The 25062-nt window shown below is 65.8% G+C and carries 15 protein-coding genes; 10 read left to right on the forward strand and 5 right to left on the reverse strand.

Annotation, left to right across the window (positions count from 1 at the left end; genetic code table 11):
* Nucleotides 1–98 precede the first annotated feature (98 nt).
* From KQ910_RS12155 to KQ910_RS12190, 8 genes are all read left to right on the forward strand, one after another.
* Nucleotides 99–539, forward strand: coding sequence for a hypothetical protein (locus tag KQ910_RS12155; protein WP_216960188.1), 441 nt, complete (start codon nucleotides 99–101; stop codon nucleotides 537–539).
* Nucleotides 539–1315, forward strand: coding sequence for a cellulose synthase operon protein YhjQ/BcsQ (locus KQ910_RS12160; protein WP_216960191.1), 777 nt, complete (start codon nucleotides 539–541; stop codon nucleotides 1313–1315). The genes KQ910_RS12155 and KQ910_RS12160 overlap by 1 nt, the downstream gene beginning before the upstream one ends.
* Complete coding sequence (gene bcsA / locus KQ910_RS12165; RefSeq protein WP_216960194.1) at nucleotides 1312–3477, forward strand: UDP-forming cellulose synthase catalytic subunit; 2166 nt, start codon at nucleotides 1312–1314, stop codon at nucleotides 3475–3477. The genes KQ910_RS12160 and bcsA overlap by 4 nt, the downstream gene beginning before the upstream one ends.
* Nucleotides 3478–3779: 302 nt before the next feature.
* A complete protein-coding gene (locus KQ910_RS12170; protein ID WP_216960197.1) occupies nucleotides 3780–6233 on the forward strand; it encodes a cellulose biosynthesis cyclic di-GMP-binding regulatory protein BcsB in 2454 nt (817 codons plus the stop codon).
* A 12-nt stretch (nucleotides 6234–6245) separates the two neighbouring features.
* The gene (locus tag KQ910_RS12175) at nucleotides 6246–10349 is read left to right on the forward strand and encodes a cellulose biosynthesis protein BcsC (RefSeq protein WP_216960200.1); all 4104 of its coding nucleotides are present in this window, start codon (nucleotides 6246–6248) and stop codon (nucleotides 10347–10349) included.
* Nucleotides 10350–10371: 22 nt separating this feature from the next.
* On the forward strand, nucleotides 10372–10860 hold the full coding sequence (bcsD, locus tag KQ910_RS12180) for a cellulose biosynthesis protein BcsD (RefSeq protein WP_216960203.1): 489 nt from the start codon (nucleotides 10372–10374) through the stop codon (nucleotides 10858–10860).
* Nucleotides 10861–10862: 2 nt separating this feature from the next.
* Nucleotides 10863–11924, forward strand: coding sequence for a family 8 glycosyl hydrolase (locus KQ910_RS12185; protein WP_216960205.1), 1062 nt, complete (start codon nucleotides 10863–10865; stop codon nucleotides 11922–11924).
* Nucleotides 11925–12085: 161 nt separating this feature from the next.
* Entirely contained in the window at nucleotides 12086–13225 is a 1140-nt protein-coding gene (locus KQ910_RS12190; RefSeq protein WP_216960208.1) for an EAL domain-containing protein, read from the forward strand.
* 9 nt (nucleotides 13226–13234) lie between these two features.
* On the opposite strand, the gene KQ910_RS12195 is transcribed toward KQ910_RS12190, so the two are convergent.
* From KQ910_RS12195 to KQ910_RS12210, 4 genes are all read right to left on the reverse strand, one after another.
* Nucleotides 13235–14407: a GGDEF domain-containing protein gene (locus KQ910_RS12195; RefSeq protein WP_216960211.1), complete on the reverse strand. Its 1173-nt coding sequence runs from the start codon at nucleotides 14405–14407 to the stop codon at nucleotides 13235–13237.
* Nucleotides 14408–14503: 96 nt separating this feature from the next.
* Nucleotides 14504–16408: a sensor domain-containing diguanylate cyclase gene (locus tag KQ910_RS12200; protein ID WP_216960214.1), complete on the reverse strand. Its 1905-nt coding sequence runs from the start codon at nucleotides 16406–16408 to the stop codon at nucleotides 14504–14506.
* A gap of 175 nt (nucleotides 16409–16583) precedes the next feature.
* Complete coding sequence (locus KQ910_RS12205) at nucleotides 16584–17288, reverse strand: carbonic anhydrase (RefSeq protein ID WP_216960216.1); 705 nt, start codon at nucleotides 17286–17288, stop codon at nucleotides 16584–16586.
* A gap of 73 nt (nucleotides 17289–17361) precedes the next feature.
* Nucleotides 17362–18663, reverse strand: a complete 1302-nt coding sequence (locus tag KQ910_RS12210; protein WP_216960219.1) for a tetratricopeptide repeat protein — start codon at nucleotides 18661–18663, stop codon at nucleotides 17362–17364.
* Between the two features lie 138 nt (nucleotides 18664–18801).
* Between KQ910_RS12210 and KQ910_RS12215 the strand changes: the two genes are divergently transcribed.
* On the forward strand, nucleotides 18802–19776 hold the full coding sequence (locus KQ910_RS12215; RefSeq protein ID WP_216960222.1) for a Bug family tripartite tricarboxylate transporter substrate binding protein: 975 nt from the start codon (nucleotides 18802–18804) through the stop codon (nucleotides 19774–19776).
* A 418-nt stretch (nucleotides 19777–20194) separates the two neighbouring features.
* Nucleotides 20195–23362, forward strand: a complete 3168-nt coding sequence (locus KQ910_RS12220) for an AAA domain-containing protein (RefSeq protein WP_216960227.1) — start codon at nucleotides 20195–20197, stop codon at nucleotides 23360–23362.
* On the opposite strand, the gene KQ910_RS12225 is transcribed toward KQ910_RS12220, so the two are convergent.
* Entirely contained in the window at nucleotides 23359–24990 is a 1632-nt protein-coding gene (locus KQ910_RS12225) for a GMC family oxidoreductase (protein WP_216960230.1), read from the reverse strand. The genes KQ910_RS12220 and KQ910_RS12225 overlap by 4 nt on opposite strands.
* Between the last annotated feature and the right edge of the window lie 72 nt (nucleotides 24991–25062).

Genomic DNA, 25062 nt, shown 5'->3' on the forward strand with positions numbered 1-25062 from the left:
GGGCGCTAACATGCACTGATATATAGCGTATATTGTGCTTGGATGCGTGACGGAGCACGAAGGATGGTGTATCGAAATCATAGGGTCGAGATACGGACATGACGATCAAGAACAACGATGACGTCGCCCATCTCCTGGACGCAACAGGCCGCACCGGCACGCCCTATCGGGAATTCGAAAGCTCGGCGGATCAAATGTCAGCACCCCTGATCGATGCCATTTTCGGCAAGGATGGCCCAATCGCCGAGCCGGAAGACGTGCCTCTGGCGATCGCGCAGGCGCCCGGCCACGATCTGCTGGCCGACGTTTTCGACCGCGCGCCGGCTGCCGCGCCGCTGCAAGCCGTCGATCGCGGCGGGTGGCGTGGCCCCGCGCCCCGGCCCACTCCGGCCATGCCGGCTCGGGTCCCTGCGGCATCCGTTGGCCCTGTGAGATCGCTGGGCGACATTCGCCGCATTATCACCCAACGGGCCGACCAGGCGGCCAAGCCGGCGTCGAGCGACAGTCTCAACGGACTGTTCGACCGACTGGCACGGTGATGTCGGTCGTCTGCTTCTGTTCGCCCAAGGGCGGTGTAGGCAAGACTTCCCTCAGCATCAACGTCGCGGGCGTGCTGGCGCGCTCGGGGCTGCGGGTGCTTGTGGTCGATCTCGACGTCCAGAATTCGATGCGGCTGCATGCCGGCATCCAGCTCGCCGACGACCGCGGCTGGGCGCCTTGTCTGGTGCACGGTCGCTCCATCCGCGAGGGCGTGCTGACGGCCGGCACCAATCTTCTCGTCCTGCCGTACGGGCAGGTCAACGCGGCCGAGCTTCATGCCGTGTCCGACCATCTCGCCCGCAACGGCGACTGGCTGGCCCACACGCTCGCGCCGTTCATCGAGCGCGGCTTCGTCGTGGTGATCGATACGCCGCCGGGTCCGTCGGTCTTCCTCGAGCAGACCCGGTCGATCTCGACCCTCGACGTCGTCATCCTGCAGGCCGACGCCACCTCTGTGTCGCTGCTCTCGGCGGTGGAGACCGCGAGCTTCCTCGGTGTGCGGTCGGCGGATGGGCGACGCGAGGTGCGCTACGTGTTCAACCTCGTGGACATGCGGCGCAAGCTGACCCGCGAGGTGATCGCGCTTCTGCGGCGCCGGCTGGGCCAATCGATGATGGGCATCGTGAATTACGACGACAGCTTCGGCGATGCCGTCGCCCACCAGCAGCTCCTGGTCGACCGGGCGCCCGTGAGCAAGGCGGCGGCGGACGTGCGGGGCGTGGCCGCGGCAATCCAGGGACTGCTCGTTTCCAGTGGAGACCCGGGGCCGGCATGACCTCACCCAGCGACGCGCTGCCCAGTGAAACGCGGCCGGTCTCCCTGGCCACGAGGCTCTTCTATCTGCTGGTTTCGGTCGTCGCCCTGGTGCCCGCCGCCTTCGTCATCATCACGCCGTTCGACCTGCAGACGCAGGCCATCTTCGCCGTCTTCACGGCCGCCATCTTCCTGTTGGTCAACCGCTTCAAGAATCGCACCGCGACCCTGATCATCGTCACGCTGTCGGCCATCGTGTCGACCCGTTACCTCTGGTGGCGGACGACCGAGACGCTGGGCTTCATCGATCCGTTCGACATGATGTTCGGCTACGGCCTCTATGCCGCCGAGGTCTATGCCTGGATCGTGCTGATGATCGGCTATTTCCAGGTGCTCTGGCCGCTCGAACGGCAGCCCGCGCCGTTGCCGGCCGACGTCAAGGAATGGCCCACGGTCGACGTCTACATCCCGACCTACAACGAAAGCCTCGACGTGGTGAAGCCGACCGTGCTGGCGGCGATGGCGATGGATTACCCGGCCGACAAGTTCAAGGTCTACATCCTGGACGACGGCCGCCGGCCGGAATTCAAGCGCTTCGCCGAGGCGGCGGGCTGCGGCTACCTGATCCGGCCGAGCAACGAGCACGCCAAGGCCGGCAACATCAACCACGCGCTGACGGTCACCAAGGGCAAGCTGATCGCCATCTTCGACTGCGACCACATCCCGACGCGGGCCTTCCTGCAGATGACGGTCGGCTGGTTCCTGCGCGACCGCAAGCTCGGCATGCTGCAGACGCCGCACCATTTCTATTCGCCCGATCCGTTCGAGCGCAATCTCGGCACCTACGGTCGCGTGCCCAACGAGGGCCAGCTGTTCTACGGCCTGATCCAGCCCGGCAACGACTTCTGGAACGCGACCTTCTTCTGCGGCTCGTGCGCGGTGCTGAACCGCGACGCCCTCGACGAAGTGGGCGGCATCGCCGTCGAGACTGTGACGGAGGACGCCCACACCTCGCTGCGCATGCATCGCAAGGGATGGAACACCGCCTACCTGCGCTGGCCGCTGGCGTCGGGCCTGGCGACCGAGCGGCTCTCGATCCATATCGGCCAGCGCATGCGCTGGGCGCGCGGCATGATCCAGATCTTCCGCACCGACAATCCGCTGCTGGGGCGGGGCCTGAGCTTCGGCCAGCGCATCTGCTACCTCAATGCGATGATGTACTTTCTGTTCCCGGTGCCGCGCTTCGTCTTCCTGACGGCGCCGGTGGCGTACCTGGTCACCTCGCAGAACATCATCGTCGCCAGCGCGCTCATGGTCCTGGTCTATGCCGGGCCGCACATGTTCCACACGCTGAGTACGCAGTCGCGGCTCGACGGACGCTACCGCTATTCGTTCTGGGGTGAGATCTACGACAACGTGCTGCTGTTTCACATCATGGGACCGACGCTGCTGGCGCTGATCAATCCCAAGGCCGGCAGCTTCAACGTCACCAGCAAGGGCGGCATCCTCGAGAAGGAACTCTACGATACGCCCATCATGCGGCCGCTGATGATCCTGGCGGTCGTTCTGCTGGGCGCGATCGGCGTCGGCGTCTATCGCCTGATCTTCACCGAACTGTTCCCGGGCGATGCGCCCGTGCTCTGGATGAACCTGTTCTGGTGCTTCTACAGCGCCTTCACCGTCTTCGCCGCGCTGGCCGTCGGCCGCGAGCGACGACAGGTCCGCGCCCAGCCACGCGTGCGGATCAGGCAGCCGGTGGCCCTTTATTTCGACGGCCGCCGGTCGTTGCTGGGCCGCACCGAGGATCTGTCCCTCGGCGGCGGCCTGTTGCGCATGGACGACGACGCGACCGACGTGACGATCAACGAAGAGGTGTTCGTCAACTTCGAGCAGATCGAGGGCGACTCCGGCGTTCCCGCGCGCGTCGTGGCGGTGAAGGGTCGAGAGGTCCGTCTCGAATTCATGCCCCAGTCGCTCGACGACGAGCGCACGATCGTGAGCGCCGTGTTCGGGCGTGCCGATGCCTGGCTGAACTGGGACGACCGGCCGCCGGATACCGTCGGCAAGTCGCTGATCGATCTGTCGGGCGCCATTCGCGGTCTGGCCGGGATGGCCTTCCGCAACATCCGTCGTTCGCGGGAGGTGGTCCAGCAACCGCTGGCGGCGCCGTCGAGGCCGACGTGAGGTCCGCAACGGTCCGTCACGCAGTGATGGCCCTTGTTTTCGCGATCGTCGCCCCTGCCGCCGCGCAACGTGCCCTGGATCCGCCGGCGGGCGCGGGCTCGCAGCCGCCGACTTTCTTTCCACCGCAGGCAAACTCGCCGCAGGTTCAACTCTCGCAACCGGCCCAGCTCACGCCGAAGTTCGAGCTGCCGTCTACCTTTCCCTCGATCCCGTCGGGCGTGGCTGTCATTCCGCCGACGGATTCCCAGGGCTCTCGACCTGTAGGGCCGGCGCCATCTGCTCCCTTGCCGACGACCACCCCCATGCCGCCGGCCAGCGTCGCAACGCCGGTCGTGCCGCCGACCATTCCGCCTGCGACCAGTCCCGTGCCGGCCGGCGCCCAGCGGCCGCAGACACCCCCGGTCGCCGCCGCGCCGGCGCCGATCGCGCCGGCCCCGACTGTTGCTCCGCCCGCCGGCATTCCTGCCGCGGGGATGGCGCCGGCGGCACCGTCCGTTACGGCAACCCCCGTCCCGCCGGCGGCGGGATCGGGACGGCCCGACATCCTGCCCATTCCCACGCCGCTGCCGACGGCGGGCTATCCGATGTTCACCGGCACCGGCGAGGGTCGCAGCCAGCTCATCCGGCTGCGCGACATCCGGAGCGGGGCCCTTCATCTCGAGGGTGCCGCGGCCGAGTCGGGTGTCACCTTCACGACCCGTCAGGACGATGCCTTCGTCGCCGCACGCATCAGCCTGGTCTTCAGCTATTCGAATGCGGTCGCCCGAGACGATGGCGAACTCGCGGTCTTCCTCAACAACGAGCCGATCGGCACGGTCGCGCTCGGCAAGGCGAGGGGCCCCAAGGCACGGGCCGAATTCACGTTCACCCCGGCATTGCTCAGCACCGACAACCGCCTGCAGTTCCGCTTCACCCTGAAGGGGCAAGGCGCAACCGCCTGCAAACTCGAACGCGACAAATCCATCTGGGTGAACATCGAGCCCGCGACGTTCATCTTCCTCAGCACGACGCGGCTGCCGCTGGCCGACGACCTGTCCTTCCTGCCGCGCCCCTTCGCCGACCCGAAGGATCCGCTGCCGCTCAGCCTGCCGTTCGTCCTGCCGGCCAATCCCGAGCCGGGCGTGATCCAGGCGGCGGGAATGGTGGCGGGCTACTTCGGCCTGATCGCCGGGGCCAAGGGCGCTTCGTTTCCCGTGCAGTACACCGGGCTACCAGCGGGCAATGCCGTGGTGCTGGTCGCCGGCGGCAACTATCCGGCCGGCATCGCCGCCATTCCCGGCCAGGGACCGCGCGTCGCGGTGGTCGCCAATCCTTCCCAGGTCGACAGCAAGCTGCTGCTGATCGTTGGCGAGAACGCCGAGGAACTTCAGGCCGCCGCCGGGACCCTGGCCACGGCAGGGGCGCGGCTGACTGGTGGCTGGTCGGCCGCCAGCGAGCCCTTGCCGCCGCCGCGCCAGGCCTATGACGCGCCCAAATGGATTCCCAGCAATCGCCCGGTGCGGTTGGGCGAGCTCGCCGATGGCGGCGCCCTGAGCGGCCGACGGCTGATCGACTCGCCGCAGATCTCCTTTCGCACCGCGCCCGACCTCTTCTTCGGCGCCCTCTCCGGCGGCACGATGTATCTGCACATCCGTCGCGCCGACGACAGCTGGATCGATGCCGGCAATTCGCGGGTCTTCGTCGACCTGAACCGGAAGGTCGTCGGCGAGATTCCCCTGGAGCCGAAGCTCAAGGTGCTATCGCGGCTGAAGGAATGGCTGTTCCCCGGCAAAGCCGACGACCGCGTGAGCCAGGTGCTGCTGCCGGGCTTCCAGCTTGCTAGCCAGAACCACCTCGACTTCATGTTCGAGTTGCGGGCCAAGGCGGATGCCGACTGCGAGATGCTCGACTGGAGCGATCGCACCGGAATCGACCCGAACTCGACCATCGACCTCAGCCGCGTCGCCCATTTCGCCGCCTTCCCGAACCTGGCGCTGTTCGCCAACGCGGGCTTTCCCTTCACCCGCTACGCCGATCTCTCCAGCACCGCGTTCGTGATGCCGGAGACTTCCGCGCCGGAGGAAGTCCAGGCGATGCTCAATCTGCTGGGCATGATGGCCGATTCCACGGGCGTGGCGCCGACCCGCTTCAAGGTCGCCGACGCCGCCCGCGTCGACGAGGTGGCCGACCGCGACCTGATCGTCATCGGGTTGCAGTCGTCCCAGCCGCTGCTGAAGGAATGGGGCGCCAACAATTCGGTGCAGATCACCAGCGCCAGCGTCACGGCCGGACCGGGCCTCACGTTCCTGCAGCGCCAGCTCCAGCCGGTCGATCCCCGGGCACCCTACTATCGCGGGGCGGCACCCGAACTGGCCAAGGCCAATCTCGGCAAACCCTACGCCTACCTCACGAGCTTCTGGTCTCCGCTGAACGCCGACCGGCTGGTCGTCATGGTCGGCAGCACCCAGCCGGCCAACCTCGTCGAAATGAGCAACCAGCTCGGCGATCCCGAGCAGGTCGCCAACGTGCAGGGCGATTTCTATTATCTGACAGGCGGTAAGGGCGAATTCTATACATCCGGGATCAGGAAGTTCGTCGGTGGTCTGCCGATTTGGTGGCGAATTCAATGGCTTGCGGGATCTTTTGAGCTTGCTGCCTTCATTTGCGTGATTTGTGTTATATTGATTTTTGCAGTGACCATAGAGCGCTTCTCCGCGCACCGGGCGAACCGAATTCTCGTTCGGGGACTACCCAATCCACCAACGGAAACCGTTTGAGTCCGGGGGCTTATGACGAGGACTGACCGATCCGAGCGAAGAAGCGCCCTGAAGAGCGTTCTCGCCAGCGCGGTCGTCGTTCTGGCCGCGTCCGAAGTATCGGCCGCGCCGCCCGCCTCGGCCGATACCTCGACCTCTTCCTCGATCTATGGCCTGCTGTTCGAGCAGGCGACGATGTGGCGCGAGCGCAATCGCCCCGACCTCGCCGCGCAGTCGCTGCGCAAGATCCTCGAGAGCCAGCCCGACAATACCGAGGCGCTGTTCCAACTCGGCTCCATCGAATTGCAGAGCCAGCGCTTCGACCAGGTGCGGGCCACGATCCAACGGTTGCGCCAGATCGATCCCGGCGATGCTCGGGCGGCCGAACTGGAACGCGCGATGGCGATCGGTCAGACCGACGAGGTGGCCCTGGCCGAGGCCCGCCGGCTGGCCGCGGCGGGCGCCTACGATCGCGCGATCGCTGCCTATCAGCGCGCCTTTCGCGGCGGCCCGCCGCCCTTCGACCTGGCGGTCGAGTATTACGAGACGCTGGCCGGGACGGGCACCGGCTGGGAAGAGGCGCGAATCCGCCTCAAGGCGCTGGCCGAGCGCAGCTATGCGACCTCCCGTACCAAGTTCGCCTATGCCCGCGTGCTGACCTACAACGAGCAGACCCGGCGCGAAGGCATCGTATTGCTGGCTGAACTGGCCAGCGACCCTGCGGTCGGACAGGCCTCGTTCGAGGCGATGCGCCAGGCCATGCTCTGGCTGACGGTCGGGCCGCAGGACAAGCCCTTCTTCGAGTCCTATCTGAAGCGCTTCCCCGGCGACACGATGGTGCGCGACAGGCTCATCGATTCGCAGCGGCCGGTGCGACAGGACCCGATCGGTGCGGCGCTCAACGAAGCCTACCGGCTCTCCGACCAGGGCTTGAACGACCAGGCGGTCGCGCGCTTCGAGGCCGTGCTGCAATCCGATCCGGGCAACGCGGACGCGGTGGCGGGCATCGGCATCGTGCGCCTGCGTCAGGAACGGTTTGCCGACGCGAAGGACCAACTCGACAAGGCCATCAAGCTGGCGCCGAGCCGGGCCGCCGATTGGGCGCCGGCGCTCGAGTCGGCGAACTTCTGGCTGTCCTACCGGGATGCGGTGGCGCTGCGCGACCGGGGCGACTTCGCCCAGGCGGAGAAGATCGTCCGGCCGCTGGCCGATCACACCGGCACCACCAAGGAACGCGGCATGGCGCAGGCCCTGATGGGCGATCTGCTCCGTCGCCAGGGCAAGGCGCGCGAGGCCGAAAGCTACTATCGCGACGCGTTGAACCGCGATCCGGGCAACAAGGAAGCGCAGGCCGGGCTCTATCAGGTCCTGACCGCGCAGGGCCGCGACACCCGCACCGAGCCGCTGCTCGCCAACCTCGATCCCTCGGTGCGCAATCGCATCCAGTCCGACGGCAGCCAGGAGGCCGCGCAGCGCCTGCGCACCCAGGCCGTGGGCCTCGAGCGTTCGCAGCCCGAGCGCGCGGAACAGCTTTTCCGCGAAGCCATGCGCCTGGATTCGTCCAGCCCATGGATCCGCTACGATCTCGCGAAGTTCCTGGTGAAGCGCGGGCGGGCCGCCGAAGGGCAGGCGCTGATCGACGAGTTGGTCGCCAGCGGTCGGCCGGAGAGCCTCTACGCGGCCGCCGTCTATTATTCCGAACAGCAGCGCACCGGCGAAGCCGTCGCCTTGCTCGACCGGATCCCGGTCAACCAGCGCTCGACGCGGATGAACACGCTGCGCAACGACCTGCGCAATGCCGGCGATACCGACCAGCTCATCGCTGCGGCCAAAGCGGGCGATGCGGGAGCGCGCGCCACGCTGGCGGCGCGCGCCAACGCCGCGAATGCCACGCCGGCGCAGCAGGCCAATGCCGCGCTCGCGCTGGCGAAGATCGGCGAACGCGCGCAGGCCATGGCGGTCGTGCGCCGGCTGCAGGTTCGTAACGACCTCAGCGCCGACACGCTGCGCACCCTGTTCTACGCCTCGTCCGAGGCGGGCCAGGACGCCGAAGCCAACGCGCTGCTAGCGCGCATATCCAAGAACACCGGCGGCCGGGACGTGGCCGGCCTGCAGGAGTCGCTGGCCATCCAGCAGTCCGACCGACTGCGCCAGCAGAAGAACCTGACGGCGGCCTACGACGTGTTGCTGCCCTATGTGTCCGGCCCGTCGCCCAGCGTTGGCGCGCGGCTGGCGCTGGCGCGGGTCTACAAGGACTCGGGCTTCGGCGAGCAGGCGATCCAGGTGCTCGACGGCATCATGGTGTCGTCGCCGGCCGATCCCGATACGTTGCAGCAGGCCGTGAACGTCGCCATCGATCTCAGGCGCTACGAGCGGGCGGACGTCTGGCTGGCCGAGGCGCTACGCCTGCAGCCGCAGAATCCGCGCCTCTACATGGTGCAGGCCCGCCTGTTGCGCGCGCGCGGTGACACCACGGGCGCCAAGCGCGCCCTCGAAACCGCCCAGCAGCTCAATCGCGGTCTCGGCCAGACCGAGCTCGTTCCGCTTCCTGCGCCGGCGTCGACCGGCAGCGCGCCCGTCCAGCGCGCGGCGGCAGAGCCATCCCGCGGTACCGTCGCCAATGCGGGCGCGACTACGCCCGAGCGCGCGCCGGAAGTGGCGGCGCTTCGACCTGTCGGAAAAAGCGACGACGCCGCGCTGATGGCCGAATTCGAACGGCGCGTTGCCGGGAAGAAGTCTTCGCCCACCGTCGCCGATGGCGCGCCCAGCCGGTCCGATGTCATGTCGCTCGACCGTCCGTCGCTGGCGACTCCGGCCGTGCTGACGGCACAGGCGGGGCCGGTGCGCGCCGAGCCCATCCAGGTCGCACAGAGCAATCCGCTGGTGCCCCTGCGGCGGCCGGGCGGGGAGAGCGGTGCGAGCGCCTCGGTGACCGCCATGACGCCGCCGCCCTTGCCGGGGACGCCGGGCGCGCCGTCCGGCTCGATGGGCGACACCGATCCGCTCAGCCGCGAGATCGACCGCGAACTCAATTCGCTGAAGAAGCAGACGGCGATCATCGTCGACGGTGGACTGGGCTTCCGCGGCCGGTCCGGCGAATCGGGCCTCGGCCGCGTCAACGAACTCAACGTGCCGGTCAAGGCGCGCATTCCCGTCGGCAACGCGGCCCTCGTGCCGACGGTCATGCCGGTCACGCTCGACGCTGGAACGATCGCAGCCGACCCGTCGACCCTGGCGCGCTACGGCGCGAATTCGATCGTCGGACTGGCCGGTGTCATTCAGCCCAACAACGCGCGGGCGACGGGCATCGCCTTCGGCATGGGCCTCGATTGGGGCCGCCTCACCGCGGATGTCGGCAGCACGCCGCTCGGCTTCCCGATCACCAATATCGTCGGCGGCCTCGCCTGGAACCAGCCGCTGGGCGACAAGATGAACATGAAACTGGAGGCGTCGCGCCGGGCGGTCACCGATTCGGTTCTCTCTTATGCCGGTGTAACCGATCCCATCACCGGCACGACCTGGGGCGGCGTGATCCGCAACGGTGGCGAAGCGATCGTGAGCTACGACGACCAGACGCTCGGCATCTACACGAAGTTCGCCTACGGCTACTACACCGGCAACAACGTCCCGACCAACCAGTCCTACGAGTTCACCTCGGGTGCCTACTTCCGGCCCGTCAAGGACGAGAACCAGGAACTCAAGGTCGGAATTTCGGCCACCTACCTCAGCTACAACCAGAACCTCAGCTATTTCACTTTCGGCCAGGGCGGCTATTTCAGCCCGCAAAGCTTCTACAGCCTGACTTTCCCCGTCGACTGGACGGAGACGTCGGGCAAGTTCACCTACAGTGCGGGCGCCACGCTGGGCGTGCAGAGCATCCAGCAGAGTTCCGCGCTCTTCTTCCCGAACAACTACTATTTGCAGAACGCTGCAAACATACTGGCCTCGAGCGGAGCCATCGCGATCGCGCCGATTTTCCCGTCCCAGAGCAACACAGGCATCGCCTTCGGCCTGCGGCTGGGCTTCGAATACGCAGCCACCGACCGGACGTCGATCGGCGCCAAGGCCAATTTCGACAATGCATACCAGTACGATCAGGGCACAATTCTGCTATTCCTGAAAAGCTCGTTCAACTAGGTCGCCCTACACCGGTCCTTTGATGGCTGTACGCCCCGCAAACAATTCGTTCGACGCGATGACCCTCGCCGCCGCTGCACGGCGCTCCAGCCCGCTGCACTGGCGGATATTCATGGAGGCGCTGGGGACGTCGCTGTCGCAGGTCGCGGGTGACGAACAGGCGCTTCGCGTCCTGGCCGCTGTCGGGGCGACCATCGCCCGCGAACAGCCCGTGCCGGTCTGCAACTCGCTGACCGACCTCAAGGCGGCGATGAATGCCGGACTGCAGACCCTCGACTGGGGCCAGGTCGATCTCTACGAGGCGGAGAAGGCGCTCGAGTTCGTGGTCGTGGGCTATCCTTGCTTCGACGGCGTTGAGGCACAGACGGCGTTCGCCGCCATTCTCGAGGCGTTACTGGAGGGCTGGCTCGCCCAGCAGGCAGCGCGCTCCGGCCTCTCGATGCGCCTCGTCGAACGCGGCAGCGGTCCTTATCCGCCCCTGGTCTTTCGCTACGAGCGGTCCGGCGCCTAGTCATGGATTGTCGTCGGCCGCCAGACGGTTCGCGCCGGCGTCTCCTGACGACGGGCGTAGGTTTTGCTGCGCTTTCGCTCCTGCCCGCAGTCGCGCGTGCGGACCAGAACTGGCAGACCTACAAGCGTCGCTTCATCGTCGACGACCGCCGCGTGATCGACAGCGGCAACAACAATGTCAGCCACTCCGAGAGCCAGGGCTGGGGCCTGCTGTTCGCGCAGAGCTACGACGACAAGGACACTTTTGCGAAGATCTGGGACTGGACGTCGAAATCCCTGCAGCGCGGCGACGGTCTCTTCTCGTGGCGCTGGTCGCCCAATACGAACGATCCAGTGCCGGACAAGAACAACGCCGCCGACGGCGACATCCTGATCGCCTGGGCGCTGATGCGCGCCGCCGCGAAGTGGAACGAGCCGCGCTGGCTGGCGCCGGCCAGGCGGATCCAGTCCGCCGTCCTCGACCGTCTGGTGATCGAATCGCAGGGAAAGCTGATCCTGTTGCCGGGCGTGCAGGGGTTCGTGCGCGGCAACCGGCACGTGATCAACCTGTCCTACTATGTCTGGCCCGCGCTCCACGACTTTGCCGCGCAACCGGGCGATCAAGGGCGTTGGCGGCGTCTCGAGGCGGACGGTTTGTGGTTGGTCGACAACGCGGCCTTCGGCGACTATCGGTTACCACCCGACTGGCTGCTGTTCGGAAACCAGGTCCTCCGGGTGGCCGATGACTGGAAGCCCTATTTCGGTTTCGACGCCATTCGCATCCCGCTCTATCTCGCCTGGCATAACCAGGCCTCGCGCCTCGGGCGCTTCCTGACGGCGTGGCGAACGCCCCGCTTCGGCGGTCGCCCGCCGGCCTGGATCGACCTCGACACGGGCGCCGTGGCGCCATACCCGTCCAGCGGCGGCTATATCGCCGTTTCCTCCGTCACGAAGTTCGTTGCCGATGGCAACCAGGGCCCCGCGCCGGTCGCAACCGTGGGCGACGACGACGATTACTACTCCGCCAGTCTCAAGCTGCTTGCGAACGTGGCAGGCCAGGAAGCCCCGCGTGCGAAGCGCGCGTGACGGGTTGCGCCCGGGAGAGATTTGCACCGGTCATGGTCGGCGCGATACGGTAAGTCTCGTGGCTTCGAGGATATCGTTTGGCCAACCCTGATCAGGCTCCTTCGGCGCCACGGAGGTTCCGCTCGCTCGTAGCCAGCGGAGACGACGACTTTCGGGCGGAGTTGGTCGAATGGGCCATCACGCTCAATTTCTCCGTGCGCGCCATCCGCTCGGTGAAGGACCTGCCCGACTTCCTGCAAGGGCGGCATTTCGACTGGCTGTTCCTCGACGTCGAACTCGGCCGCACCCAGTGCCTGCAGATCATCGAAACGCTCGGCACCGGCTGGCAGCCGCGAACGGTCCTGGTGGGAAACATGGACCCGGACACGCTCAACGGAATAAGGCAGAGCGCCATTCGCGCCGGCCTCGACGTCGTCGGTGTTCTCGCGAAGCCTCTTTCCTTTTCCGCCCTTTCGGCGCGGCTGGCCGCGCTGGAGGCGCGCGACAAGGACAATACCAACGCCGATCTCGCCGCGCGTGACCTCGCCCGCATTCCCGGCGAAGAGCTCGAGATTCACTATCAGCCCATCGTCTCGATACGCGATCGCGTGTTCTCGCGTGCCGAAGCACTTGTGCGCTGGCGGCACCCCGAATACGGGCTGATCGGGCCGGAGGGGTTCATCGGTCTTGCCGAGCGCTCCGGCGCCATCATCCAGCTCACATGGGATGTGCTGACGCGCACGGCCGAACAGCAGGCCGCCTGGAACGAGCAGGGGTTGCCCCTCGCGATTGCGGTGAACATATCCGCGCGCTTTCTCGGATCGATTCGGACGGCGGACGAGATCCTGGCCCTGCTGCGGGAGAAGCGGATCGAACCGTCCACGCTGATCCTGGAGCTCACGGAGACCGAAAGGGCGCCCGACCCGGCGGTGGCGCGCGCGCTCCTTGCGAGATTGCGCGAGGCCGGTGTCAGGATCTCGATGGACGACTATGGAGTGGGCTATTCCGATCTCGGCCGGCTCCAATATTATCCATTCAGCGACCTCAAGATGGATCGCGGACTGGTGGCCCGCCTGCCGGACGACCGGGAGGGCAGGGACATCGTCTCGATGCTGGTGTCGCTTGCGGCGCGCGAGAAGGTCAGCCTGACCGGCGAGGGCATCGAGACCCAGCAACAGTGGGATGCGCTCGAGTCGCTCGGCTGCGATTTCGGCCAGGGCTTCCTGATCGCCCGGCCGATGCCCGGCGAGCGCGTCACCGGCTGGATCTCCCGCATGGCAAAGGCTGGACGATACCGGCCACCCGGAAGCAGCCGCTCCTGACCGGGCGCGTCACGCGGCGGCGGCCGGAGGCTCCTCCGCGCTTTCTACCCGGTTGCGGCCGCGTTCCTTGGCCCGATAGAGCGCGGCGTCGGCCCGGCGCATCGCGTCCTGGAGGTCTGCCCGCAGCGTTGCCACGCCGATGCTGGCGGTGATTCGAAGGGCACGGCCGTCGACGTCGAGCGACAGGTCGGCGATGGCGGCGCGCAACCGTTCTGCGACCTGCAGCGCTTCCGGCTCGTCGACGTCCCGCAGCAGGGCGCAGAATTCCTCGCCCCCATAACGTGCGATCAGGTCGTCGGGACGAAGCTGCCGGCGCGCCAAACCGGCGAAGGCGACGAGCGCCTGATCGCCGCCTGCATGTCCGAAGGTCCTGTTCACGTTGGTGAAGTGGTCGAGGTCGATCATCAGTACGCAGGCCCGCGCCATGCCGAGGGCGCCCCGGCTGGCCAGGCGTTCGGCTTCCTCGAGGAAGAAACGACGGTTCCGCAGATGCGTCAGCTCGTCGGTCGAGGCCAGCTTCTCGTAGTGATGCCTCAGGCGTTCGTTCGCCATCAGCAGGAAGCCGAGCGTCATTGCCACGACGCAGATCGTGTTGATGAACAGCGTGATGCCCTGGGTCGGGTCGTAGAAGGGCGTCGTATCGCCCTCGGGCGCGTCGCTCAGCAGCGAGAACACCACGCGCACGATCATGGAAAAGGCCATCAGCAGCAGCGCGATCGCCGTCGGCAGGCGGCTGCTCAGGGGCTCAGTGATCCTGGCCCGCAGGACCTCCCAGGCAGCCAGCGTGGACAGGATGGCGATCACGAGCGAACAGAGGGCGACGCGCTTGTTCACGTCGATGCCGGCGAGGAGGGCGCCCGTGAAGATGACGACGAAAACAGTGGTCGGGACGACGGCAAACTTGATCCCGCGCTCGCCGCTGTTGAACCGCCGCACGCTCATCCAGACGGTGGAATAGCCCGCGACGATCAGCGAATTGGCCATGACGACCATGTAGAGGGGCGAGCTGTTCGTGCGCAGACTGAGTTCCAGCGACCCCATCGCCCCCAGCAGCAGGCTGGTGGCCCAACCGCGCAGGCCGAGGATGTCGCGGCTATGGAGCCACGAGAAGAAGCACAGACCGGCCATCGCGAAGGCGATCACGAAGTTCAGAAGATAGATCGTGAGGACGTCGATGGACATCGACTGGATTCGCCTGACTGGTCGCTGCGGTGCCGGCGGAGTTTAGTCCGAACGTCGTCTCGACGGGCCGATTTTCTCGATCACCGGAAGCGAATTCTAGGCGCTTTCGGCACCCCGCCAGGCCACTACCCGGCCCGACATGACGAAGCGGTCGCGGCCGGCGTGCTTGGCCGCATAGAGCGCCCGGTCGGCTGCCGCGACCAGCGATGGATGATTGTTCGCAGAATCGGCGCCCGGCCAGCCCGTGGCGCCACCGGCACTGAACGTCACCCGCTTCGTCGGCGGATTGAGCGCATGGGGCATGTTCAAGGCAACCAGGGACTCGCGCAGGCGGGCTGCCACGCTGGCGCAGCCCACTTCGTCGGTGTTCGGCAACAGCAACACGAATTCCTCGCCGCCGTAGCGCGCCGCGAGATCCGCTGGGCGCCGGGCCTCGGCCGAGATCGCCTTGGCCACGGCCTTGAGGCACGCATCTCCCGCCTGGTGGCCGTACTGATCGTTGAACTTCTTGAAATTGTCGACGTCCACCATGAGCAGCGACAACGGGGTCTCGTCTCCCGCGGCGCGCCGCCACTCCTCCTGCAGCTTTTCGTCGAAATGGCGCCGGTTGGCGAGGCCCGTGAGGCCGTCCTGGCGGGCGAGCGTCGCGAGTTTGTCCTCGAGTCCCTTGCGTTCGGTCATGTCCCGGGAAATCGCCACGACGCCGCTGATCCTGCCGGTGGCGACGTCGCGCGTCGCGCGCAGGGCGCTCTCCAGCCAGATCTCGCCGCCGCTGCGATGCCGGGTGCGGTAGATGACCTTTGCTTCCTCGACCTCGCCTGCCTTGAGCTCCTCGACGGTTTTCTGCACGTGCGGCAGGTCCTCCGGATTGACGCCGGCCAGGGCGGGCGTTCCGCGGAGCTGCTCGGCGCTCCAGCCGACGATTCGAAGGCAGGCGGGAGATACGTAGAGGATGCGCTCGTCGAACGCGATGCGCATGACCATGTCACTCGATTCCTCGGCGAGCAGCCGGAAGTCGGCCTCCTTGGCCGCGAGGACCGTCGCGATGCGTTGCCGCTCCAGCAACTGGCGCACCAGATAGAAGCCGGCGCCGCCGATCAGGGAGATCAGCACAAGGACCAGCGCCATGCGGAACATCGCTTCGCGGCGCCACGGCGCCAGCACTTCGTCCCTCGCTTCGGTGGCCAAGATGATGATCGGGAACCGGTCGCTCATCTTGTAGAAGCTGAGGCGCCATGATTCGTCGAACGTCGACTGGAAGTAGTAGACGCTGGCCGTAGGCCGGCCGTGCATGTCCTTGATGAGGCCGGAATTCGACAGGTCGCGGCCGACCGACTTTTCGTTGTCGATGCTGCGCGCCAGCACGATGCCACTCTTTTCCAGCATCGTGACCACGCCCGAGGGGCCGAGGTCAAAGCGCTTGTAGAAGTCGGCGAAGTAGCTGGCGTCGATGGTGGCGAGCACGACGCCGGCAAAGGAACCGTCCGGATTGTTGAAGCGCCGCGATGCGGGAATGATCCATTGTCCGCCCGACCGGCTCCTGATCGGCCTGCCGATCAGCAGGCCCAGGTCGTTCGACGCCCGGTGCTGCTTGAAATATTCGCGATCGCTGTTGTTGAAGGCGTTCAGGTCGACGTTCTCCGAGGTCGCGAGCCATCGACCCTTGTCGTCATAGACGAAGAGGGCGCGGACACGACCCATCGCACCCTTGCGGAAATTGATGTCGCTCTGGAGCCGCGCGGTGGCGACCGGGCCGGTTCCCTCCGCTTCCAGCCGGTGGACGAGGCCCACGACTAGGCTGTCGGCCATCTCGAAGGAGTCCTCGGCGTGCTGGACCAGCGACTGGGCGAGATTGGTGACGTCGATCTCGGCGGCCTTCAGGGCATCGCGGCGCAGTCCCATCTCGCGAAGCGAACTGAAGAAGAGCATCATGAAGCAGACGACTACGACGAGACCGGCCGCAAGGTAGACGGGCTGACGGAGGCGAAGGCCAAGAGTCATGGCCCGCAGCCATTGTCATGGATACGCCGGAAGGCCATTTCAGATGGTATCGCGCTGGAGAGCGCGGCCAGATCCATCGAAAACTCCCGGATGACAGGCGTCGAAGGCCCAGTCCGGGAATGATAGGCCATCTCCGGGGTCAAAAGAACTCGAATAGTCTCGGCGAATCGAGTCGCTAGACCATGATCACTTTGCCGGTGGGCAGGTCGTAGTAGGCGCCGACGACCTTGAGCTTACCTGCCGCGACCATGTCGCCGAGGATCGGCTTCTCGGTCTGCAGGCGGCGGACGTTGTGCTGGATGTTGGCGACCACGGCGCGCTGCCGCAGGTCGTCGCCCGGCGTCTTGAGGACCGGCTCGATCCCGGGCTTCATGGCGCGCACGAGGTCGGCGATGTGGCCCGGCAGGGTGTTCCCTTTCTGCAGCGCCTCGACCGTTGCGTTCACGGCGCCGCAGCTCGTGTGGCCGAGCACCATGATCACCTTCGTGCCGAGCACCGCGGCCCCGTATTCGAGGCTGCCGAGCCCGTCGGGCGTCACGAAGTTGCCGGCCACGCGCACGATGAAGAGTTCGCCCGCTGTCTGGTCGAACACCAGTTCAGGTGCCACCCGCGAATCGGCACAGCCGAGAATCGCGGCGAAGGGAGCCTGTCCAAGGGTACGCGCCGCTCGACCGGCGGAGAAGTCGCGCTCGGCCAACTTTCCGGAAGCATAGCGCGCATTGCCTTCCATCAGGAGCGACAGCGCCGCATCGGGTGTCTCGACCGACCGCGACGGTTGCGCCATGGCCGCGCCCGTCGACAGGGCACCGACTGCGGCCGTGACCGCGAGACCGCCCGCGCCTGAAAACAGGCCGCGACGTGAAAGACAGACGTTGCACATGATGTTCTCTCCCCGAATCAGGCGGACAGCATAGTTGCAACGGAAGGGCGATCAAGGCGCGGCAGATGTGCGATCACGCAGAGCCTTTTCCCGTGACCGGCAGGCCCGCCGGGCCCGCGCGCCGGCGCCCGGCCAGCTCTCGCGCCTCGTCGGCGCGACCGGCCGCGAGATACGCTTGCAGCAGGGTCGCTTCCACCAGATCGCCCTGCGCCCGGCTACCGCCGATGCGCTCGCGTTCCGGCAGGATCGCCTCGATGAGTTCGATCGCCGTTGCATGGTCGCCGCGCTGGTGGGCCGCGAAGGCCCGCGTAACAGTGGGGATCAGCGAGCCGGACGGGTAGCGGCCGGCGCTTGCCAGTTCCTCGATCGCCTTGACCCAGCCGTCGAGTGCGGCGTCGTCGCCAGTGGCCGCATAGGTCAGGCCGACATGCCAGTCGGCGAGGGACATGCCCGGTCGCGGAAGTTTCTCGCGCGCATAGTCCTTGAGCTTTGCCCAGCGCGCGGGATCGCGCGGATGGCCCGCCAACTCCGAGCGCCACAGGAACGCCGCGGAATCCGAGAGCTTCTGATGAATGGCGCCGCGATGATCGTCGGCGCAGAAGGCGTCGTTGTAGAGGCGCAGCCCGCCTTCGAGGTTTCCGGCGTGCAGTTCGAACAGGCCGAGATGCCAGTTCAGGTGGCCGAACAATCCGCCGCCTCGATCGTAATCCGGCAGCCAGTCGCGCAGGAAGGCGATGCCTGCGTCCTGCTCGCCGGTTTCGTAGCAGAGATGGGCGAAGGCATGGGCGGCGTATGCATTGAGCCGGTATTTGGCCAGCGAGCGCTCTATCCCGGGGCGCGCCTCGTCGTGCCGGCCGATCTCCGACAGCGCCATCCCGTGATGGGCTTCGAACCACCAGTCCTCGCCATAGTGCGGGGCGAGCCCGTCCAGGAAGTCCATCAGGTCCTGCTCGCGGCCGGGCAGGCCCGACATCCCGATCAATCCGCCCTGGTTGGCGGCGAGACTCAACACCAGCGCGTCGCGCGGCCAAGTCTGCACGTGGGTACGGATCGCCGCCAGTGCCGCGACGGCCAGACCGGCGAACAGGCGGCGGAACACCTCGATGTGGCTCAACTCCCGCGCCGTACTTCCCTCGCCGAGGGAAGTTGCCGTGGCCAGGGACTCGCGCATCGCGTCGAGCTTGCCGGCAAGCTGCGCGGCGCGCGCCTTGCCGATATGGGCGAGGGCGAATGCGGGGTCGGCGGCGATGGCCCGCTCGAAGGCATTGGCCGCGCCGGGATAGACGGTCAGCAGAAGATCGACGCCCTCGACATAGGCGTCGCGCGCAGTCGCGCTCGTGGTGGAGAGGGGAAGGCCGTAGCGGTCTGTCAGCATGTCGTCACCGGAACCGAATTGCGCGCATCGAGATCCCGACTGTCACTCTCGCACGCGACGACGGCAAGACTGCATTGACGCTCACATGCGCAGTGCGGACACTCCTCGCCAAGCAAACAAAGAAAGAGGAGGAACTTCATGAAGATCACGCGCCGCACGGCGATAGGCTCGCTCGTGGCGACGGTCGCGGGCACCGTCCCGGCCTTCGCACAGGCCTTCCCGAACAAGCCGGTGAAGATCGTCGTCGGTTTCGCGGCCGGCGGCGGTACCGATTTCGTCGCGCGCATCCTGGCCGATGCCTTGAAGGATCGCTGGGGCCAGTCCGTGATGGTCGAGAGCCGCACCGGTGCGAGCGGCATGCTGGCCGCGGAGCAGGTGGTGAGGTCGGCGCCCGACGGTTACACGCTGCTCGTCTCGCCGCAGACCTCGATCGCGGTGGCGCCGCAGATCTTCGCCAAGTCGCCCTACGATCCGCTCAAGGACCTGACGCCGATCACCATCCTCACCGCGACGCCGATGCTGCTGGTCGCGCACCCGTCCTTCCCGGCGTCGACCTTCGCCGAATTCCTGGCCTATGTGCGGGCCAATCCGGGCAAGGTCACCTTCGCCTCGGGCGGCATCGGCTCCTCGCCTCACATGACGTCCGAACTGCTCAACATGCAGCTCGGCCTCAAGGCCGTGCATGTGCCCTATCGCGGCGAGCAACCGGCGCTGGCCGACGTGATGGGCAACCAGGTCGGTGTGCTCTTCGCCAACATTCCGTCGGGCATGCCCTACGTCCAGGCGGGTAAGCTGAAGGCGCTCGTAACGACCGGGCAGACTCGCTCACCGCTCGCGCCGGATGTTCCCACGATTGTCGAATCCGGTGCCGGCGATATCGTGACCGCGACCTGGAACGGACTCTACGGTCCCGCCGGCATGGCGCCGGAGCTGGTGCAGAAGATCTACACCGACGTCAAGGACGTGCTGGGCCAGGGCGCGGTGCGCGAACGCCTGATCGCCTCGGGCAGCGACATGGTCCTGAACACGCCGCAGCGCTTCCAGGAGTACCTGAAGGCCGAGGTGACTCGCTGGGGCAAAGTCATCAAGGCCGCCGACATCCGCGCGGAGTGATGGTGCCGGGCGTGATGGCCTTGTCGATAGTCCCTTCAGAGGCGTGTCAACTCGCGGCAGTGACCCTGGGAAGCCACCGCGCCAGCGGTTGGCTAACGCGGAAATGAGCGTCAGTATGTGTATTCATGATCTGCACGACGCGATGCCGTACAGCTTCGAGGGCATTCCGTGACGCTCCCTGGGCGCCATTGGATTTCCTCTCATTGCGCTATGGGAGGATAGTCCATTGCTCGATCACGAGCCTGGTCACTTCTTTCTGTAGATTCGTGTGAGCACAAACGTGAGTGAGGAACTTAACAATCGGATTCTGGAGTACCTTCGAGCCTACGGACCGATCAGAGCGAAGGATATTGCGGACGCGTTGGGGGCCGATCGGAACACAATCAATCAGCTCCTGTATGGATCGCTCCGGAGCAAAGTGAAGCAGAACAAGAATTTCGCCTGGTCGCTCACTTCCACCAACTCTCCACAGTCGAAGGCTTCAAGACAATCGAAGACTAAGGGCAATACGTGGAGCCCTCTCTTCCGATACTATCTCGATTGCCTCGCCCAGGACGACGACAATGGTGTAAGTGTCTTCGCGGATTTCGGCTCAGATCTAGACTATGTCGAACTCCCATCTTGGCCCTTGGATGGCCCTGCATCAGAAGGCCATTCCGATGCCCTGAGGAAGCTGATCGGCCGCCAGCAACGCGACTGGCGCAAGAAAATCCTGTGGCTCGGATACCCGACAATGTTGAGGCAAGTACGTGGCCGCGACGGTTGGGAACGCAAGGTGATCGAGCCGCTACTTCTGTGGCCGCAGGATCCCGAGGCCAACGACTTTGCCTTTCTGCCCGAGCCTCTCGTGAATACGAGGGCGGTTCGTAGCGCAGGCCCCGCAGACAACATTCTCGAAGAGGTCACGCGACTCACGGAGGAACTGGGACTCGATACTGGCGACCTGGCGCCGCTAGACGAGCTGGTCGCCCGATTGCGCGATCTTCGCCCGGAGTGGCGGTGGAAAGAGGCGCTGGTACCCGCGCCTTTGCGACCGCTGGGAAGCCTTCGCAGTCTCCCAGAACCAGGCATTTACAATGCGGCGATAGCCGTCATCGCGGACAAGTCGCCCTTCACCGTGGGGCTCGAACAAGATCTCACCGATCTTCAGGGAGCCAGTGACGGCGACATAGCAAAATCAAGTCTAGGCATCTTGCTTGGCAAGACCTCATCGCGGCTAGTGGACGATGAACTGCTGTTGGAGCCGGCCCCGCTCAACGCCGAGCAACGGAACGCCGTGCGTGCTGGGCTGACCGAGCCTCTCACCGTCATTACGGGACCCCCAGGGACTGGGAAGTCCCAGGTCGTATCGGCGATACTCGTCAACGCGGTGTGGCGTGGGCAGCGTGTGCTGTTCTCCAGCAAGAACAATAAGGCCGTAGACGTAGTGCTGGATCGGGTCAACGGTCTGGCTCCTAGGCCCACTGTCCTAAGACTGGGGGCACGAGCGCTGCAGGAGGAATTGGCACAACACTTGAGTGCGATTCTGTCCTCGCAGCCGACAGCAGACGATAGACAGGCCTACGCTCAAACGCTGGCGCGCCTCAAGCTGCAGAGTGAGGCCCTTAACTCCAAGTTGCGTGCTTATGAGACCCTAGTGGCACTACGCAATCGGGTGGACCGTCTCGAAAGACTCGCCGAAGGGAGCCGCGCCGTCCTTAAGGAGGCGTTTTCCAACTCTACTGAGGTGCTCAAGTCCGAATTGCCGCTTCGGGCCCAAGTTCTGGCGGAAGCCGTGCGTCGAGCGAAGCGCGACGGCGCGCCGCTGATCGATCGGATGCTTTGGCCGATGCGGAGAGGCACCCTGAACCGCCAAGCAGAGCAAGCGGCAGAGGCGGTTCGCCAGTCGCTCGCGCGCTTTGATGCCTGGCCGGGCGGCACGGAAAAGCCGGAGGACGTCTGGAGGCTGGCGGAGGCATTCGTCAAGGCGGCGCAAGATGCAGCCAGTTATAGATCCGCGCTCGCCGAGCTATCGACTGGCAGAGATCCAGGCAAGCTGGCCATCGACATTGCGCGCGAAATCGAAGGAATTGCGGCCCTGTCTCTGGAGACGTGGCGATCATGGTCGACACTTCTGCCAGACAGACTAAACCAAGAGGACCGGTCGGCGATAGGAGAGTATGCCGCGCTCTTGCGGCTAATTGCAGAGTCGAACGGACAGGGCGGGGGCATCGACCGCAAAGTGTGGCGTCGCTTCTATGAACTCGCGGGCAAGACGACCAAAGCCTTGCCTTGCTGGGCTGTTACGTCGCTTTCGGCACGCGGGCGAATTCCGCTGGAAGCAGGGGCATTCGATGTCGTGGTTGTCGACGAAGCAAGCCAGTGCGATATCGCGTCCATAGTCCCGCTCCTCTATCGCGCCAAGCGAGCTGTAGTTATCGGAGATCCGCAACAGCTTCGCCACATTACCCGCCTGTCTCAGCCACGGGAGCAGGCTCTGATGGTGAAGCACGACATTCTTTCCGCGCCAGGGGCGAACTGGAGCTATCGAGCGAACGCACTCTACGACCTCGCGGCTGCTAAAGCGCCTCCGGGTGCGATCGTTGCCTTGCGAGACCATCATCGGAGTCACGAGTCGATCATCCGGTTTTCGAACGATTTCTTTTACGGCGGCCGTCTGCGTGTGGCGACCGACTACAAGCTTCTGAAACGCCCTGAGGGACCAGCAGTGCGATGGGTCGACGTAAAGGGACGCACGGTACGTCCTTTCACCGGCGGCGCGGTCAATCATGAAGAAGCAGCTGCGGTTGTGGCCGAGTTGCGGCAGCTTGCCCTTCATCAGCGCTTTTCAGGAGAGATGGGCGTCGTCACTCCTTTCAGAGCGCAAGCGAATTTGATCGAAGAACTCATAGCTCGAGACGACCCTCTGGCGGCCGCTCTGGCGTCTCGTAACTTCATCAGCGAGACTGCGCACCGGTTCCAGGGAGACGAGCGCGATCTCATTGTGTTCTCGCCAGTGATTTCGGCCGGTGCCCCTGAGACAGCTTCCGGGTTCCTAAAGAGTCAGGGCAATATCTTCAACGTCGGTATCACGCGTGCTCGCGGCGCTCTGGTTGTTGTTGGCGACGCCGCAGCGTGTCAGGCGAGCGACGTGGGGTATCTCAGCGCTTTCGCCAAGTATGCCGCTGGGCTGACGCAACCGGCTGAATTGGCCGCAAGAGATGTGGTCGCCACACAAGGCACTGATTACCCTCCCGTCGCCCAGCCAAAGCTTGTGTCGGATTGGGAGAAGGTGCTCTGGACTGCCATGGTAAAAGCCGGCCTTCGTCCGGTGCCTCAATACGATGTCGATTCCTACATTCTCGACTTTGCCCTGATTCGGCCGAATGGACGTCGGCTCAATATCGAGGTCGATGGTGAGCACTATCATCGCGACTGGGATGGGGAGCTGATAAGGAGAGACCAGCTCCGCAACCTGCGCATGATTGAGATGGGGTGGGATGTCATGCGCTTCTGGGTCTACCAGATTCGCGATGACCTGCCTGCGTGCGTAAGCAAAGTGGCGGCGTGGGCAGAGAATGCAGATCGGCAGCCGGCCGCGATTTAGGCCGCTCGCGCGGTCGCCGCGGCGGCCAACACCATCGCTGCGCATTTCTCGCCGATCATGATGGACGGCGCGTTGGTGTTGCCCGAGGTGAGCGTGGGCATGATCGAGGCGTCGGCGACGCGGAGGCCGGCGAGGCCGTGGACGCGCAGCTCGGGATCGACCACGGCGCGCGGGTCGTTGCCCATCTTGCAGGTGCCGACCGGGTGATAGGTCGTCTCGGCGTTGTTGCGCACCCATTCGAGCAGCTCGGCGTCGCTCTGGAGATGGGCGCCGGGGGCGATCTCCTTGCCGGTGACTTCCTTCAGCGGCGAGGTCGCCATCAGTTCGCGGCCCTTGCGCAGCACGTTCACGATGCCGGTGCGGTCGTGCTCGGTGGACAGGAAATTGAAACGGATGGCCGGCGGCTCGGCGGGATCGGCCGACTTGATGTGGACCGAGCCGGTGCTCTCGGAGCGCAGCACGTTCACGTTCATGGTGATGCCCTTCTGGGCCGACACGCGCCGCTCCTTGCCGACCATCTCGTAGAGGAAGGGCGCGATCGAGATCGTGGCATCGGGCGAATCGAGTCCGACGCGCGTGCGGAAATAGAGGCGGATCGGCACCGAGGTCGAGGCGAGGAAGCCCTCGCGGAACATCGCGTACTTCAGCGCCTCGCGGGCCAGCCGCCAGCCGCGCGCATTGTCGTTGAAGGTGAGGTTCTTGCCGGTGATCTCGAACTTCATGCGCGGCGAGTAGTGGTCGCGCAGGTTCTCGCCGACGCCGGCTAGCTCGTGCACCGGCGCGATGCCGAGCGCCCGCAGCCGGTCGCCCTGGCCGATGCCCGAGAGTTCCAGCAGCTTCGGCGAGTTGATCGAGCCGCCGGAGACGATGACCTCGCGCGTGGCGCGCGCCTCGGGCTTCTGGCCGTTCACGGAATAGCGCACGCCGACGCAACGCTTGCCCTCGAGGATGAGCGATTCCGCGATCGCGCCCTGGTCGATCTGCAGGTTGGCGCGGCCGCGGGCGGGATCGAGATAGCAGAAGGCGGTGCTCTGGCGGCGGCCCTTGGTGATCGTCACCTGGGACATGCCGATGCCTTCCTGCGAGGCGCCGTTCTGGTCTGGATTGTAGGGCAGGCCCATCTTCTCGGCCGCCTCGATCATCTTCTCCAGCAGCGGGACCTTGTTGCGCGGCGTGTGGGTGACGGGAAGGATGCCGTCGCGGCCGCGGAATTCGTCGGAGCCGCCCTCGAAGCGTTCCATGCGCTTGAAGATGGGCAGCACGTCCTGGAAGCTCCAGCCGCGATTGCCGAGCTGCGCCCAGTGATCGTAGTCCTGCGCCTGGCCGCGGATGTAGACCATGCCGTTGATCGAGCTGGAGCCGCCCAGCATGCGGCCGCGTGGCACGGCGATGCGCCTGCCGCCTGAGCCTTCGTCGGGCTCCGACGAGTAGCACCAGTTGACGGCCGGATCGTCGATCATCTTGGCGACGCCGACCGGCACCTTCGACCAGAAGAAGTTCGAGCCCTGCGTTCCCGCCTCGAGCAGCAGCACGCGATACTTGCCGCTCTCCGAGAGCCGGCTCGCGACGACCGCGCCCGCGGACCCGGCACCGACGACGATGTAGTCATAGGTCGAGTCGCTCTTCATGCTGGTATCTCCCTTGACCGGAAAGGGAGCAGCCCTCGCGCGCGCTGACAAGCCTCGCGGCGCGCGAATTGC

The sequence above is a fragment of the Reyranella humidisoli genome (assembly GCF_019039055.1).
In the GTDB taxonomy this organism is placed as follows: Bacteria; Pseudomonadota; Alphaproteobacteria; order Reyranellales; family Reyranellaceae; genus Reyranella; species Reyranella humidisoli.

Coding starts and splice junctions, on each gene's coding strand:
- KQ910_RS12155 (WP_216960188.1), top strand. CDS start 99: ATGACGATCAAGAACAACGATGACGTCGCCCATCTCCTGGACGCAACA.
- KQ910_RS12160 (WP_216960191.1), top strand. CDS start 539: ATGTCGGTCGTCTGCTTCTGTTCGCCCAAGGGCGGTGTAGGCAAGACT.
- bcsA (WP_216960194.1), top strand. CDS start 1,312: ATGACCTCACCCAGCGACGCGCTGCCCAGTGAAACGCGGCCGGTCTCC.
- KQ910_RS12170 (WP_216960197.1), top strand. CDS start 3,780: ATGCCGCCGGCCAGCGTCGCAACGCCGGTCGTGCCGCCGACCATTCCG.
- KQ910_RS12175 (WP_216960200.1), top strand. CDS start 6,246: ATGACGAGGACTGACCGATCCGAGCGAAGAAGCGCCCTGAAGAGCGTT.
- bcsD (WP_216960203.1), top strand. CDS start 10,372: ATGGCTGTACGCCCCGCAAACAATTCGTTCGACGCGATGACCCTCGCC.
- KQ910_RS12185 (WP_216960205.1), top strand. CDS start 10,863: ATGGATTGTCGTCGGCCGCCAGACGGTTCGCGCCGGCGTCTCCTGACG.
- KQ910_RS12195 (WP_216960211.1), bottom strand. CDS start 14,407: ATGTCCATCGACGTCCTCACGATCTATCTTCTGAACTTCGTGATCGCC.
- KQ910_RS12200 (WP_216960214.1), bottom strand. CDS start 16,408: ATGACTCTTGGCCTTCGCCTCCGTCAGCCCGTCTACCTTGCGGCCGGT.
- KQ910_RS12205 (WP_216960216.1), bottom strand. CDS start 17,288: ATGTGCAACGTCTGTCTTTCACGTCGCGGCCTGTTTTCAGGCGCGGGC.
- KQ910_RS12210 (WP_216960219.1), bottom strand. CDS start 18,663: ATGCTGACAGACCGCTACGGCCTTCCCCTCTCCACCACGAGCGCGACT.
- KQ910_RS12215 (WP_216960222.1), top strand. CDS start 18,802: ATGAAGATCACGCGCCGCACGGCGATAGGCTCGCTCGTGGCGACGGTC.
- KQ910_RS12225 (WP_216960230.1), bottom strand. CDS start 24,990: ATGAAGAGCGACTCGACCTATGACTACATCGTCGTCGGTGCCGGGTCC.